Source organism: Kangiella sp. HZ709, from assembly GCF_009674675.1.
Classification (GTDB): domain Bacteria; phylum Pseudomonadota; class Gammaproteobacteria; order Enterobacterales; family Kangiellaceae; genus Kangiella.
The window spans coordinates 1,119,506-1,133,366 of the sequence record NZ_WKJC01000001.1; the positions used below are offsets into that span (position 1 = coordinate 1,119,506).

The 13,861-nt window shown below is 38.2% G+C and carries 12 protein-coding genes; 2 read left to right on the top strand and 10 right to left on the bottom strand.

Annotated elements, in window-relative coordinates; translation table 11 throughout:
• Positions 1–36: 36 nt before the first annotated feature.
• Both GJS41_RS05080 and GJS41_RS05085 read right to left on the bottom strand, forming a co-directional pair.
• Positions 37–1,029 carry a DUF2333 family protein gene (locus GJS41_RS05080; protein WP_154246223.1) on the bottom strand — a complete coding sequence of 331 codons (993 nt, stop codon included), beginning with the start codon at positions 1,027–1,029 and terminating at the stop codon, positions 37–39.
• A gap of 23 nt (positions 1,030–1,052) precedes the next feature.
• Complete coding sequence (locus GJS41_RS05085; RefSeq protein ID WP_154246224.1) at positions 1,053–1,523, bottom strand: copper chaperone PCu(A)C; 471 nt, start codon at positions 1,521–1,523, stop codon at positions 1,053–1,055.
• Positions 1,524–1,608: 85 nt separating this feature from the next.
• Between GJS41_RS05085 and GJS41_RS05090 the strand changes: the two genes are divergently transcribed.
• Entirely contained in the window at positions 1,609–2,298 is a 690-nt protein-coding gene (locus GJS41_RS05090) for a fumarylacetoacetate hydrolase family protein (protein WP_154246225.1), read from the top strand.
• Here the strand turns inward: GJS41_RS05090 and GJS41_RS05095 are convergent.
• Entirely contained in the window at positions 2,295–3,203 is a 909-nt protein-coding gene (locus tag GJS41_RS05095; RefSeq protein WP_154246226.1) for an MBL fold metallo-hydrolase, read from the bottom strand. The two genes, GJS41_RS05090 and GJS41_RS05095, sit on opposite strands and share 4 nt — an antisense overlap.
• A 129-nt stretch (positions 3,204–3,332) precedes the next feature.
• On the opposite strand from GJS41_RS05095, the gene GJS41_RS05100 reads away from it, so the two are divergent.
• Positions 3,333–4,784 carry a hypothetical protein gene (locus tag GJS41_RS05100; RefSeq protein WP_154246227.1) on the top strand — a complete coding sequence of 484 codons (1,452 nt, stop codon included), beginning with the start codon at positions 3,333–3,335 and terminating at the stop codon, positions 4,782–4,784.
• On the opposite strand, the gene GJS41_RS05105 is transcribed toward GJS41_RS05100, so the two are convergent.
• The 7 genes from GJS41_RS05105 to htpX all read right to left on the bottom strand — a co-directional run bounded on the left by GJS41_RS05105 (position 4,779) and on the right by htpX (position 13,738).
• Entirely contained in the window at positions 4,779–5,822 is a 1,044-nt protein-coding gene (locus GJS41_RS05105; RefSeq protein WP_154246228.1) for a phospholipase A, read from the bottom strand. The genes GJS41_RS05100 and GJS41_RS05105 overlap by 6 nt on opposite strands.
• Before the next feature lie 128 nt (positions 5,823–5,950).
• A complete protein-coding gene (locus GJS41_RS05110; protein WP_154246229.1) occupies positions 5,951–8,839 on the bottom strand; it encodes a pitrilysin family protein in 2,889 nt (962 codons plus the stop codon).
• 135 nt (positions 8,840–8,974) lie between these two features.
• Entirely contained in the window at positions 8,975–9,511 is a 537-nt protein-coding gene (locus GJS41_RS05115; protein ID WP_154246230.1) for an SRPBCC family protein, read from the bottom strand.
• Between the two features lie 396 nt (positions 9,512–9,907).
• Positions 9,908–10,897: a hypothetical protein gene (locus GJS41_RS05120; RefSeq protein ID WP_154246231.1), complete on the bottom strand. Its 990-nt coding sequence runs from the start codon at positions 10,895–10,897 to the stop codon at positions 9,908–9,910.
• Entirely contained in the window at positions 10,894–11,871 is a 978-nt protein-coding gene (dusA, locus tag GJS41_RS05125; RefSeq protein ID WP_227551250.1) for a tRNA dihydrouridine(20/20a) synthase DusA, read from the bottom strand. The genes GJS41_RS05120 and dusA overlap by 4 nt, the downstream gene beginning before the upstream one ends.
• A 36-nt stretch (positions 11,872–11,907) precedes the next feature.
• The gene (locus GJS41_RS05130; RefSeq protein ID WP_154246232.1) at positions 11,908–12,744 is read right to left on the bottom strand and encodes a toxin-antitoxin system YwqK family antitoxin; all 837 of its coding nucleotides are present in this window, start codon (positions 12,742–12,744) and stop codon (positions 11,908–11,910) included.
• Positions 12,745–12,835: 91 nt separating this feature from the next.
• On the bottom strand, positions 12,836–13,738 hold the full coding sequence (gene htpX, locus GJS41_RS05135; RefSeq protein WP_154246233.1) for a protease HtpX: 903 nt from the start codon (positions 13,736–13,738) through the stop codon (positions 12,836–12,838).
• Positions 13,739–13,861: the final 123 nt, after the last annotated feature.

A 13,861-nucleotide genomic window follows, 5' to 3' on the forward strand; every position in this document is an offset into this window, starting at 1 on the left:
AAAAAGCCCCGTCATACGGGGCTTGATTTTAAATATCTATCCTCTTCTTAATAAATCGACCAAATCGATTATGGCGGCGTTAGCTCTTGAAATATAAGAAGACATGACTAACGAGTGATTAGCAACAAATCCAAACTCTCGACCATTAACTACCATTGGGCTCCACATAGGATCTTGCGTGGCTTCTAGTTCTAAAATAATTTGTCGGAAACTGGCTAAAGCGTTTTTATCTTTGATCACTGAGTCGAAGTCTTGCTCTACCGCTTTCATCATTTGCACAATAGCCCAGGTAGAACCGCGAGCTTCCCAAAAGATATCGTCAATCTCAAGCCAAGGCGTTTTAACTTCTATCAGCTGCCCTGTATTGGTAGATTGTTGAGCAGATGTATCGCCAGCCAAATCAGTATTAATACGAGTTCGTCCTACACTAGCACTCAAACGCTGCGATAAAGAGCCTAACCGTTTACTAACAAAATATAACCAAGAGCGAAGATTATCGGCACGAGCAAAAAACTGAGTATTGGTTATTTGGCTATCGGTCAGCTCATCACGATATTCGCGCAAATGCTGAATCCCTTCACGATACTGACCTTCTGCTCTTGGAAAGATCCACTTAGTGTGAGCAATGTTAAAACGCTCTAACGCGTTTCTTAAGGACAAATTCTCTGTAGATTGGGATTGTGCGCGGCTTATATCATCCCTTAAAACAGTGACCATATCTCGAACTTGTACCAAAGCCCCAAACTCGTAGCTTGGCATATTGTCCATAAAAATGCTTGGCGGCAAAATATCGTTACTCAAAAAACCACCACTTTTATCCAACAAGCTTTCAGCGACTTTTGCCGTTGCTTCAACTGTTAGATAGCCGATGGGCGGCTCTCCAGCAGGATACGATTGTCTAATAGATACCGGATCAATTGGATCTGGTTCATTGCTCCATATAAAAGCTAAAACAATCATCACCAGCAAGATAACAACAAAGGTAACTAATATGGCGCTAAATTTTCGATTCTTTTTTGTGTTTTCCATAGTTTTAATAATCTACCGTTCTTCTATCTAGGTTCGCCTACTTGGAAGGCTACTGCAAGTGGTTCGCGCCCTGAAAAATGTAAATGAATATTATAGGTTTGCTTTTCATCAAGCGGTCCATCCATACCCATAACCATGATATGCAGTCCACCTGGAGCAAAATCAACTGTATCACTGATCGTTAATGCATCTTGATGAATCATTTTAGCCATTCCATCGACTACTTTAGATTCATGGATCATGCCCATACGAGCCCAGTCAAGCGATACATCCTCTAAAACCAAAGGCTTTCCCGTTTCATTTTTTATTTGCATAAAACCGGCGGTATTAGAAACCCCCTCAGGCATTTTACGTAACCACGGGTTGATAATTTGAATACCGTCATGTTCGTAGACACGTACATCGTTAACACCAGTATTAGGCTCTTCACAAGCCACTATCAAGAAAAGAAATGTTACAGATAAAGATGACTTGAACAATTTATTGAGTATCATAGTGCTTCTCGTTATGGCTAACTTGTCATTGATATATAAAGCCGATATTGTACTAATAATCCAATCTAAGCACTAGAAAAGTCTAATGAGCTACGCTTTTGAACCTCTAATAACTGCAGTTCCGATAATTGATTCGCATGAAACTTTTCCCGTTAGAAGAATATACTGCGTAGGTCGAAACTATGCCGAGCATGCTATTGAGATGGGCCACTGTGAACGTGAGGCGCCTTTCTTCTTTACTAAACCTGCTGATGCAGTAGTGGTTAACCCTAAATCTATCCACTACCCAAGCATAACTAATGAATTGCATTATGAAGTAGAGTTGGTGATTGCTATTGCTAAAACAGGTTTTGAAATTGAATTATCAAGTGCTTGGGAACATGTCTTTGGCTGTGCGTTAGGAATAGATTTAACTAAACGCGACTTGCAAACTGAGTACAAAAAGAAATCACGGCCTTGGGATTTAGCCAAAGGTTTTGATCAGTCCGCTCCTGTAAGTTCAATAATCGCCTTTAAGGAATTTGGGGAATTAAATGAAGTTAAGCTTCAACTCTCGATTGATGATGAAATTAAACAGAGTGGAAATATTAATCAAATGATTTGGTCCATCCCAGAAATCATTGTCGAACTTTCGAGGCATATTGAATTAAAATCCGGTGATTTGATTTTTTCTGGAACGCCAAGTGGCGTTGGTGAAATAAAAAAAGGGCAAACCGTTAGTGCTACCATGAATGCAGCTAGGTTTGACCTTAATTTAAACTTTACTGTTTATTAAAGACTATTATAAATTGCCGTTACAATTTGCTCAGGTTTGATAAAAGCAACGCCATTTTTTGCATCATACTTAGCACTAGGTTTAGCGGCTATCGTCGCTTCTAATGATTTACCATCTGCCTTTAATTCGGCTACATTTTGACGAATATCTTTTAGCATTTGGGTATAAGCTGCTAGCTCAGATTTATTGGCCATAGGACCATGGCCTGGGATAATCTTAGTTTTATCATTGGATAAAGCTAAGCCCGTTTCTAACGCATTAATATAACCATCAATCGAACCGCCTGAACCTAAATCAATAAAAGGGTAGCCAATTTTGAAATAGCAGTCGCCCATGTGCAATACATTATCTTGTTCAAAGTAAATTAAAGAATCGCCATCTGTATGGGCATTAGCAACATGCACTATGCGCATCTTGTCATTATTTAATTTCAAGCTCATCTCTTTTTGATAAGTCACGCTTGGCTGAGCGACTTTAGGAGCAGCTTCAACCACTCGATTGAAGGCTTTCATTTCTTGACGTGTACTCATTCTTTTGTGCACGTTTTCATGAGCCACGATCACAGCGCCTTCTTTACCAAAGTTTTCATTACCGCCCGTATGGTCAAAATGCCAGTGAGTATTTACCACAAATTTTACAGGCGCCTTAGTGATTTTATCAATTGCAGAGTTAATTTTTTCACTGAGTGGCGCAAATTGATCATCAATGATGTAAGCACCATCTTCTCCTACGGATAAGCCAATATTACCGCCTCTTCCAAAAAGAACATAAATACCATCCGTCAACTTTTGGCTTTTAATCTCAACTTCAGGTCTTTCTTCAGCATGAGATTTCACTGCTGGGGCTATTGCTATTGATAATGTTGTTAGAGTTACCGCTAACGCGATGATATTGCTTTTAAACATAACGACTCCTAAATTCATTGCTACTCTATGCTTAGTTTACATAAAACCATCTTTGAGTGTAGAGTATTATTATCTATTATTGTTACAGTTTATCATTAGTCGTTATTTATAGCACATGAGGCTCTAGTTATGGCTTTAAGTAGTTCGAAATCACAAGTGTTTGTTGATAATAAAAAGTGCACAGAAATTATTCCTAAACTTATTGAACGTCTCCAAATTCCTGATAAAGGTATAAAGTTGCTTTTTGCTTTTTGTTTAGCTCTCTTGAATCTTAGCTGTAACACCAGTTATAAGCCTGATTTAAAAAGGTTGCACAGCACCTCTACCGCTTATGAAAATCAACCGCCTATCATTTTTATCCCAGGTATAACAGGTAGCAAGCTAGAAAACAAAAACACTTCTGAAGAGATATGGCCTAAGAGTTACTGGCAATTACTAACACATAATTATCAAGAATTAACAGTGGATATCAATCCTCAAACACTTGAGGCCGTTACCGAAAAACAAAATCCTTATTCAGTCACTGATAGAGTCGCCGGAAGAGATTTTTATCAAAACCTTATAGAGGTTTTAGAAAACTATGCTGGATTTCAAAAAGCCATCGCAGGTAACGCTCAAACCAATAGACGTAAATATTATTTATTTGCTTACGATTGGCGACAAGATAACGTCAAAACGGTGCAAAAGTTAGATCAGTTAATTGAACAAATAAAAATAGACTACAATGACCCAAATCTTAAAGTTGACATAATCGCTCATAGTATGGGGGGGTTAATTAGCAGATACTATTTACGTTATGGGAAACTCGATGTATTAGATACTAATGAACTCAAAACAAACTTAACAGGAGCTAAAAATTTACGAAGGGTCATTATGCTGGGGACACCAAATTTTGGTTCCATTGATGCAATTAATACTTTAATTGAAGGTTTACCTTTGGTTTTTAGTAAAATTGAACCTGAAACATTGGCAACCATGCCTTCCATGTATCAACTGTTTCCGCACACTTTAAATCACTGGATTATTAAGCCTGATGGTACTGCTTTAGCTAGAGATCAATTTGATGTTGAGCTTTGGAAACGCTTTCAATGGTCTATATTTGATCCTATGGTAAAGAAAAAAATTATAAGTACTAAGGGCCAAGACTATTATGATTTGCTCGCGGATTTTTTCGAAAAGCACCTAGAAAGAGCTAGAAGATTTGTGTGGGCATTGACAGTTCCCTACCCAAAAACTGATGTAATCCTGATCGCCTTTGGCGGTGACTGTCATTTAACACCTGCAAGAGTTGTAGTTGAAGAAACCAATAAAGGTTCTGAGCTGAGAATGAAACCGCAGCAGATAAGTAGGAAAGTAGCAGGAGTCGACTATGATCTGTTAATGTTAGAGCCTGGCGATGGCACAGTTACTAAGGCATCCCTATTAGCGAGACATTCACTAGATCCTTCAGTACCACGACATAAGTATAGCTTTTTCCCGCTAGATTATTCCTTCTTTTTATGCGAAAAACATAACCAGTTAACATCGAACATTAATTTTCAGGATAATCTTCTACACGTTTTATTAAGCCGAGATTTATAGCCAATCAGTTAATACAAAGCCAACGCCCAAACGATTAGTACGGCGATTGTAATCAATCAAGCTCTCACCATATCCATTAAAATACTGCACATAACCTCTTAGCTTCCCTTTCTCATCAAGTGGAAAAGTCCAATCCAGCTGAACGGCACCTCGGTTTTCACTGCGTAAATTATTTCGCAATAAGATTCCAAAATTGTGGTCATCCCATTGGTAGCGAGTTTGCAATTCAAAGTAACCCATAAAGTCATCAATGTCCGGATTATCATCACCTTTTGGATCAAGCGGGTCTTCTTTTTGCTTTTCAGGAATTCTCCACCAGGGCTTAAACGCCAGCACCCAACGATCTTTTTCAAAAGCCCATTCAGTATAAAGGCGATTCCAACTACGAGAGCTTAAACCGCTACGGCCATTGGACTGATGTTCCACACCTACTGAAAAAGTCGGAATTTGCCAATCTAAAATTTCCCAATCCGTCGACCAGGCGGCAAAAATTTCGGGTTGATGATTAGTTTCCCTAAAAGGACTCGAAACTTCTGAGTTATAAGCTTGCCAATAAGATTGTCCGGTGTAGGCAAAAAATAGTGCGCTATTCTTGCCAAAAGGGGCTTCCCAAAAAGGAGTTTTAAAACTGACTTGAAATTTAATTTCCACATTGTCAATTTCACGCTCATCACCGGCCAGATCAAAACCCTCGTTATTAGGCGAATTGTTAAAGGTCAACGGTAATAGGTAATTGGGCTTATGCGGTAATATAGCAAACCGATTTTTGCGAGCGCGATATTCTTGACGTAAGCGGTTTTTTACTAATGTTGAATTCTTGCTTTGCTTTGCAGAATTAATTTCTTTTTTTTCTTGAGTCGCAAGCTCCTCTTTTTCAGCCTGTAATTCTTGCTCACATAAAGTTTTCAATTGACCAATAGTGGTACTTTCATCTTCTGTCAAAACCTTGGTTGTAATACATTGATTAAGGTTTTCTGATGCAGCCAATGGTCCTGCCATTAAGCCTAATAGTATTACCACTAAGTTTATTCGATACATTGCTTATCTCTCTCCTTTTTAGCTGCTCAAAGTGTAGCAGAAAATATAGACCATTAATATTTAAGTCTTATAAACCCAAGCATAAAAAAGGGGCTAATAAGCCCCTTTAATTTAACCTAGATAAATGATTATTTTACAGGCTGCCCGCTGGCATCAAGTTCAATAATTTCATAACCCAACTGCTCTAAACCAGGTAGGATAGATTTCTTATCGCCAACCACAACGACAATCATTTCATCTCTTACCAAATACTGTTTAGCCAAATCATTAAGCTCATACAGCTCAATATCTTCTAGTATTTCATTTTGCTCTTCAATGTAATCATCATCTAAACCATAAGTAAGAATTCTTGAAAGCAACCCTAACTTTTGCGATGGCGTTTCATAACGACGTGCATCACTTTGACCTAATGAATTTTTCATAAATCCAAGCTCTGAACCAGTCATACCAGCTTTTTGATATAAATCGATTTCTTTAAAGAATTCTATTAATGATTTATCGGTTGCATCTGAACGAACACCTGCACTTGCAGTATAAGAACCATAATCTTTTGAACCTGAGAATCTTGAACGAGCACCGTAGGTGTAGCCTTTATCTTCACGCAAGTTAATGTTGATACGTGAATTAAAAGCACCGCCTAAATTGTAGTTCATTAAGCCCACACGATAATACTCGCCATCTGCATCATAAGGTAAAGCACGCTTACCAATACGAATTTCAGACTGAGCCGCACCTGGTTTATCCACCAAGTAAATCGCTTTCTTCAGTGTTGGGAAATCGTTTAAAGCTGCTTTAGCAACCTCACCACCTTTCCAAGACGAAAAGCGCTTTAGTTTATTAATAACAGAGCTTTCAGATAAATCAGATACTACCACTACGTTAGAAACAGCAGGAGAATACTGAGTTTTATAGAAGTTCTTAACGTCATCCAAACTGATGTTGGCTAGCGATGCCAATGTACCACCTGTAGGCTCAGCAATGGCATTCTCACCATAAAGCAGTTTGGTATAGACATTAGATGCTACTGTTGCTGCTTGCTTTTGAGAGAATTTAATGCCTTCTATCGCTTGATCCTTAATTCGCTTGAAATCTTTCTCATCGAATTTAGGCGTGAATAATTTTTCTGAAGCAATCCACAAAGTACGATCTAAATTCTCAGTTAAAGAAGATATCGTCATGGTGGTGTAGTTTTCGCCTGCTGAAAAGCTAATTGAACTTCCCAGTTTTTGCAGCATATTACTTAAGTCTTCACTAGAGTAACTTTCCGTAGCTTCATTCATCATCGATGCAGTCATTGACGCTAGGCCAACTTTTGCTAATGGGTCGTTACGATGGCCATTTTCTATTCTAAAGCTAATCGCAGTTGTCGGTGTTTCGCTATTATTAGCACCCAAAACTTCAATGCCATTGGCTAATTCTGAACGCCAAACAGATGGTAAACTAATCGACGGGTTCTCGCCCGAAGCCGGCTTGACGCTTCTATCAAAATCATCTTTAGCAATACGTAGGGCTAAACCGGCATCATCATTTGATTTTGGAATAGTTCTATCTTTGATTTGGAAAGTATCTTTTTTTGCAATCAGCTGCTTTTGACCTTTTGGTACTATGCTCATGATCACTGAAGATTTATTTTTGATGTATTTGTTATATACACGCATAACATCTTCCGCAGTAACATTTTGATAACGAGCCAAGTCAATAGCAATTCTATTAGGGTTACCTTCAAATGTTTCATTAGCGGCTAATTGAGAAACTTTACCTGATACACTTTGCAAACCATAAATGGTTTGAGATTTCATACCAGCTTTCACACGCTCTAAATCATCTTTCTCGACGCCACGCTTCTCAAACTCAGTAAAAGTCTCACGCATGATTTTTTCTAAATCTGTTAACGATTTACGTTTCGCAGGATTTGGAAGGGCATACATAGTGAATTGACAAGCTAGCTCTGAGCAAGGGTGACTTACACCAGACTGAACCGTTAACCCTTGTTTATCTAAATTCTTGTAGAACAAAGAAGTACGGCCTTGACCAATAATTGAAGACAAGACATCTAATGCAGCCTCATCATCACTTCTACCGTAAGTAGTTGGAAATGCCATGTAAATCAATGGCAAGGATACATTATCCTCCATAGAAATATAACGATCTTTATCCAAAGTTACTGGCATTGGTGCTGGGTCGCTTACTTCGGGGCCGCGAGGGATAGAGCCAAAATATTTGTTTACCCATGCTAAAGCTTCATTCTGCTCAAATTTGCCGCCAATAGTTAAAGTCGCATTGTTTGGACCATACCAGCGTAAGAAGAATTTCTTTAGATCATTTAAATCAGCGCGATTTAAATCTTCCATAAAACCGATTACAGGCCATGAATAAGGATGACCTTCAGGATACAATGCTTGTGAAACGCGCTCGTTCAAACGACCATAAGGACGATTATCAACGCGCTGACCTCTTTCGTTTTTAACAGTCTCACGCTGCACTTCAAACTTTTCTTGTGTAACCGCATCTAACAAAAAACCCATACGATCGGCTTCTAACCACAACATTTTTTCTAATTGATTCGATGGGACTGTTTCGAAATAGTTAGTTCTATCACTGTTGGTCGTACCGTTTAAAGTACCACCTGCTTCAGTAATAATTTTGAAGTGCTCTTCATCTGCGACATTCTCAGAACCTTGGAACATCATATGTTCAAAAAAGTGAGCAAAACCTGATTTACCAATATCTTCTCGACCTGAGCCAACATGATAAGTCACGTCAACATGAACTAACGGGTCGCTATTATCTTCGTGCAAGATAACGGTTAAGCCATTTTCAAGTACAAACTTCTTATATGGAATAACGATTTCATTGCCCGTTTTAGATACTTCTTCAATCAACTTAATGCCTCGCAGTTGCTCAGAACCGTACTCAATCTCTGGTGCTGAGGAACAGGCGACTATCCCCGTTAAAGCTGAAGCTACGGCTAAGACCGCTAACTTTGGCAATTTACTTTTTGAATCTTGTTTTTTCATACATTTTCCCACTTAAAATTATTTGCCCTATTGATGCACAGTGATTGTACTCGTTCAAGATGATAAAAACGTGCATAGGTGCAAATTGTCACAAAATAAAAGCCACCTTCGGTGGCCTTTCTATTTAATAATTAACTACTTCTCTAGTTTATTTTTTAGGTTGCGTAAACCATCTTCATAGGTGGGTCCAATCATACCATCCATCATCAAACCCATATAACGACCTATTATGTTGTTGCCAAAGTCAGCACTAAATGTCCAAGTTACTCGAGTTTGGCTATAGGTAATTTCTTCAATATCAAAAACTGCGTAACCGGGATTAGGATCATCTCCAAAAAACAATTCTGTTTTAATCATACTAGGGTATTGCGACTCAATAATTTCTAGAGTCCCTTTCCCTAAATTGGGATCTTGGCTATCCCAAGACATTTTATTGCCTTTGCCGTCAGTCGCCCCTGAATACTCATATTTAGCACTGGGATCCATTTCGTACCAAGGCGACCATTCGTTAAATCGCTGCATACTATTAATCGACGTAAAAACTGAGTCTTTATTGCTACCGATAACTATAGAACGCTGTACCTCAACACTCTTTGGCAAGAAAAACCCTATTACCGCCAAAACAACCACTAAACTTACTAAAACAATCAAGAACCATTTTAAAAATTTCATATGCTTCATCTCCATCTGTTCAAAACCATTCTAAAACAATGAGTTAGAGGCTTGCAAATGTGTGAAAAGCCTTAGCGGAGAGGATTACGGAGGAATGCAGCACAGAAAAACAACCCGTTGTTAAAAGCGTTTAATATTCAAAGGCTTAGCAAAGGCGTTGAATTAATACCTTGTAACATTTTAGTTCCAGTACTGGTCGAAAATTTGTATTAGGTAGGCTTCCCATTTTGCTTTTAGCAACTTTAGGAGTATTTTTTGCACTTTAAATGGCCTTCCGGTAAACATTTTACTCAAAAGGTTAATTAACTTTATCGGATATATTTAATTTTACTTATGGTTTCAGAACTAACAACTTTAAAGTTTACCCCTTTACTTAGCATTTTTTTAATCTAAGCTTTAATAGTCTGATTTAAGACAAACTGCTATATACTTTTCGGCAATTTCTTTTAGCTGTCCTTTAATTATTTTAGGATATGGCTCTTGTCCATAATAACGTCTTGATTCTATCCACGTTATGAGCGACTCATCATACTGTGCTTCTGCTAACGACTCCAACTCTTCAATATCAAGCGTTCCTAAATCAGAACGAATCCGTTTTACGTTATGCCACTCAGTTTCTATAATTCCCCTCAAACTCATGGGCTTGAATTCTTTTATAGACGTGTTATAAATCAAAGCCCTTAGATACGGGTCATTTTTTTTAGATTGATTTACAAGCTTATAAGTAACTGCTGTATTGATTAAAGCTGTTTTGAGTAGTGCCATATCAGACAGTTTATTCTTTCTAAACTTCTCTAATATAAATGAGTCACCTACCCGACTTTCAACTAGTGAACCTAAGTGCCCCATGTATGCAGCCTTGAGTAATAATCCCTTGCCTATGTTAATAAGTTCTAAATCTAATTTGTGACTTACTATTTCTTTATTCGAAGGTCTTTTGTAGTGTTGCTCATTGAAAAAAAACTTTATCCCTACGCCACCTTCCCACATTAAATTAGTACCGTAAACATGCAGAGCTTTTACATCATTAGCTTCAGCTAGAATTCTTATGTCCTCAGGAGTTAATGTCGAATATGGGCCAACGTTAGCAAATTCTTCTGGGCTAAAATAATAACGATTAATTTCATCATAAAGTATACTGATTTCTTGCTCATTATCATTGAAGTATTTATCGCATTGCTCATTGCTAGCTCCAACATTTTTACTTTTTTTAACAGTCTTTTTTTCAATATCACTTTTTTTAATTAATAATTCCATTTCGGGTTTTATAGTGTTTTCATCTATAGATTTCTGCATAATTAATGCAGAAGTATTTTCTTTAAAGATAAAAAAAACAAAGGATATAGACAGTAGCAATAACGCTATTATAAGAATTGCTTTCTTCACTCAAATAACTCCAATGCTTTTTGAATAACTTCCGCGCCAGCTCCTTTTTTATAAGCATTTTCGCTTAAATGTCGGCGCCACAATTTACCCCGAGGTTGGGCATGAAATAGTCCTAAAATGTGCCGGCTCATATGCCCAAGATAGACACCTTGCTCGAGTTGAGCTTGCACATATTGAATAAATTCTCGGGCGATTTCTTGTCGGGACAATACGGGGGTTTCATCAGAATAAAACTTTCTATCCGTTTCAATTAAGTGATAAGGGTTATGATAAGCTTCCCTCCCAATCATCACTCCATCAAGATGCTGCATGTGTTCTTGTGCCTGGTGCAAATCTGTCACGCCGCCATTTAAAATAATTTCCAACTCTGGGAAATCTTGTTTCACTTGGTACGCCACGTCGTATCTTAATGGTGGTATTTCACGATTTTGTTTTGGACTCAGGCCAGATAACCATGCTTTTCGCGCATGGATAATGAAAGTTTCAACGCCAGCTTGTTGAACGGTATTAATAAAATGATGAAGATGCTCATAAGAATCCAGCTCATCAATACCAATACGACTCTTAACGGTTGTCGGAATCGAAACTACATTCGCCATCGCATCCATGCATTCAGCAACTAATTCTGGCTCTGCCATCAAGCAAGCACCGAAACGACCGTTCTGAACACGATCGCTTGGACAGCCAACATTTAGATTAATCTCATCATAGCCGTAGTCCTCGCAAATTTTAGCGCACTGAGCTAAATCTTTTGGGTTACTACCGCCTAGTTGAATCGCCACTGGATGTTCTTCAGAATTAAATTTTAAGTGACCATCTTTATCACCGTACAAAATTGCGCCAGTGGTTATCATTTCGGTATATAGAACTGCGTGTTTTGTAATGATACGCATAAAGCGTCTTTGGTGGCGATCAGTCCAATCGAGCATTGGCGCAATACAGATCTTGCGATTAAGTGATTTACTATTTTTCAAAGAATGGCCTATTATTTTTGCTTGGCATTATGACTTTTACCGTTCAACTTCCTTATCATTTTCAAAGTACTTTACTTGCTTGGTGATCCCTTTCTGCTCAAGATCATACTCAATCCACTTTCCATGCAGCTGACCTTGTTGGTAGTGTTTTTTTATCCATAATTTACCTTCCATAAACATGTTAGCAGTTCCGTGATAGCTGCCCTCTGTATAATTTACTTCAAATATTTTTTCACCATTTGTATTCAACTTCACATGGGTACCGTGTAATTTATCATTTTGGTAATTCTGACGGATTTCTAAACCGCCTTCTTGAAAATATTGAGTTTGCTCACCATGCTTAACTCCTAGCACGTAATTAGTGCGGGTCTGCACAGATTCAAGGCCATTGCTGAAATAGACAACCTCCACCCCATTTTTTACACCTTTAAGATAACTAGTTTTTCTTAGTAAGCGCCCGTCTTCTGAGCTATAAATTCTCACCAATCCTTCAAGTTGATTCCATTTGTTATAGTTCTTATCTTTTGCGATTTTGCCATCTGCAAAAAAGCTCTTATAGGAACCGCAAGGTTTAGAATCACAGTAATCGATCAAATATTTAAGCCGATTACTCTCCACTTGCTTAAATTGCCCGTGAAAAAATCCGCGTGAGAAAGTTGCTTGAATATAACCATTGTCTAATTGAATTTGGTAATAACCGTCCAATGGTTTTTGCTTTTGATTAAAATACTGTAACTGCCCTGCTATATTTTTCTTTAAAGTTAAATCTTTTTGCCATAGATACTCAGGTTCTTGTTGCGGCTCAACAACAGACTCCGCTGTGGCCGCGAAAAAGCAAAGGGATACTAACAATATTCTGTAAAGCAGTTTCAAAGGGAGCTCCATTGGTGTTTTCAGTCATTTTACCTAAGTCTTAACTTAACTCCAAAAGTAAAAAAAGCGGGCTATGCCCGCTTTAACTTTATTAGAAATTCCTAAGCGCTTCTATACGCTCATCCAATGGCGGATGGGACATGAACAAATGACCAAATTTTTCTTGGAAAGAACCCGTTTTACCGTTTTTCAAACCAAAAGCGGTAAAGGTTTCGCCCATATCTGAAGGCATATCATATTCAGCCTTTAGCTTTTCTAGAGCTGAAATCATAGCTCCTGTTCCAGCTAACTGAGCTCCAGCTTCATCTGCTCTAAACTCACGCTTACGTGAAAACCACATCACTACGATGCTGGCCAAAATAGAAAATACTACCTGGGCAATCATCACTGAAACATAATAGCCAATGCCGTACCCGCGCTCATTTTTAAGCACGACTTTATCAACAACATGACCAACGATTCGAGCAAAGAACATCACAAAGGTATTCACTACGCCTTGGATCAAAGTCAAAGTGATCATATCGCCATTGGCAACATGGCCTACTTCGTGCGCTAACACTGCGCGAACTTCATTTCTGTCCATTCTGTGCACCAAGCCTTCACTGACGGCTACAAGGGCATTATTCTTGTTCCAACCTGTAGCAAAAGCATTGGATTGTTCAGATGGAAAGATACCGACTTCCGGCATACCAATTTTTGCATCATGGGCTAAACTAGTGACCGTATCAATTAACCACTGTTCACGCTCGGACTGAGGTCTATTTGGATCAATAATATGGACACCCATACTCCGCTTAGCCATCCACTTTGATATAAATAAAGATATCAAAGAGCCAATCATGCCAAATAAAGCACAGAATATTAGCAAACTGGTTAAATTCAAGCTGGAACCATTTTGCGACAAGACTTGCTCAACGCCCAAGGCGTTCATAATAAAGCCAGCCAAAATTAAAACTAAGAAGTTAGTTAATAAAAACAAACCTACGCGTAACATATTTTCTCCACGCTGAATAAACTAAAAGTTATATACCACCACTATATGGGGACAATGTTAAAACTGGCAAGCAAGAAAATCACAATAACTGTAATATTTTATGTATTTTCATACATAATAAAA

Coding starts and splice junctions, on each gene's coding strand:
- GJS41_RS05080 (WP_154246223.1), bottom strand. CDS start 1,029: ATGGAAAACACAAAAAAGAATCGAAAATTTAGCGCCATATTAGTTACC.
- GJS41_RS05085 (WP_154246224.1), bottom strand. CDS start 1,523: ATGATACTCAATAAATTGTTCAAGTCATCTTTATCTGTAACATTTCTT.
- GJS41_RS05090 (WP_154246225.1), top strand. CDS start 1,609: ATGAGCTACGCTTTTGAACCTCTAATAACTGCAGTTCCGATAATTGAT.
- GJS41_RS05095 (WP_154246226.1), bottom strand. CDS start 3,203: ATGTTTAAAAGCAATATCATCGCGTTAGCGGTAACTCTAACAACATTA.
- GJS41_RS05100 (WP_154246227.1), top strand. CDS start 3,333: ATGGCTTTAAGTAGTTCGAAATCACAAGTGTTTGTTGATAATAAAAAG.
- GJS41_RS05105 (WP_154246228.1), bottom strand. CDS start 5,822: ATGTATCGAATAAACTTAGTGGTAATACTATTAGGCTTAATGGCAGGA.
- GJS41_RS05110 (WP_154246229.1), bottom strand. CDS start 8,839: ATGAAAAAACAAGATTCAAAAAGTAAATTGCCAAAGTTAGCGGTCTTA.
- GJS41_RS05115 (WP_154246230.1), bottom strand. CDS start 9,511: ATGAAATTTTTAAAATGGTTCTTGATTGTTTTAGTAAGTTTAGTGGTT.
- htpX (WP_154246233.1), bottom strand. CDS start 13,738: ATGTTACGCGTAGGTTTGTTTTTATTAACTAACTTCTTAGTTTTAATT.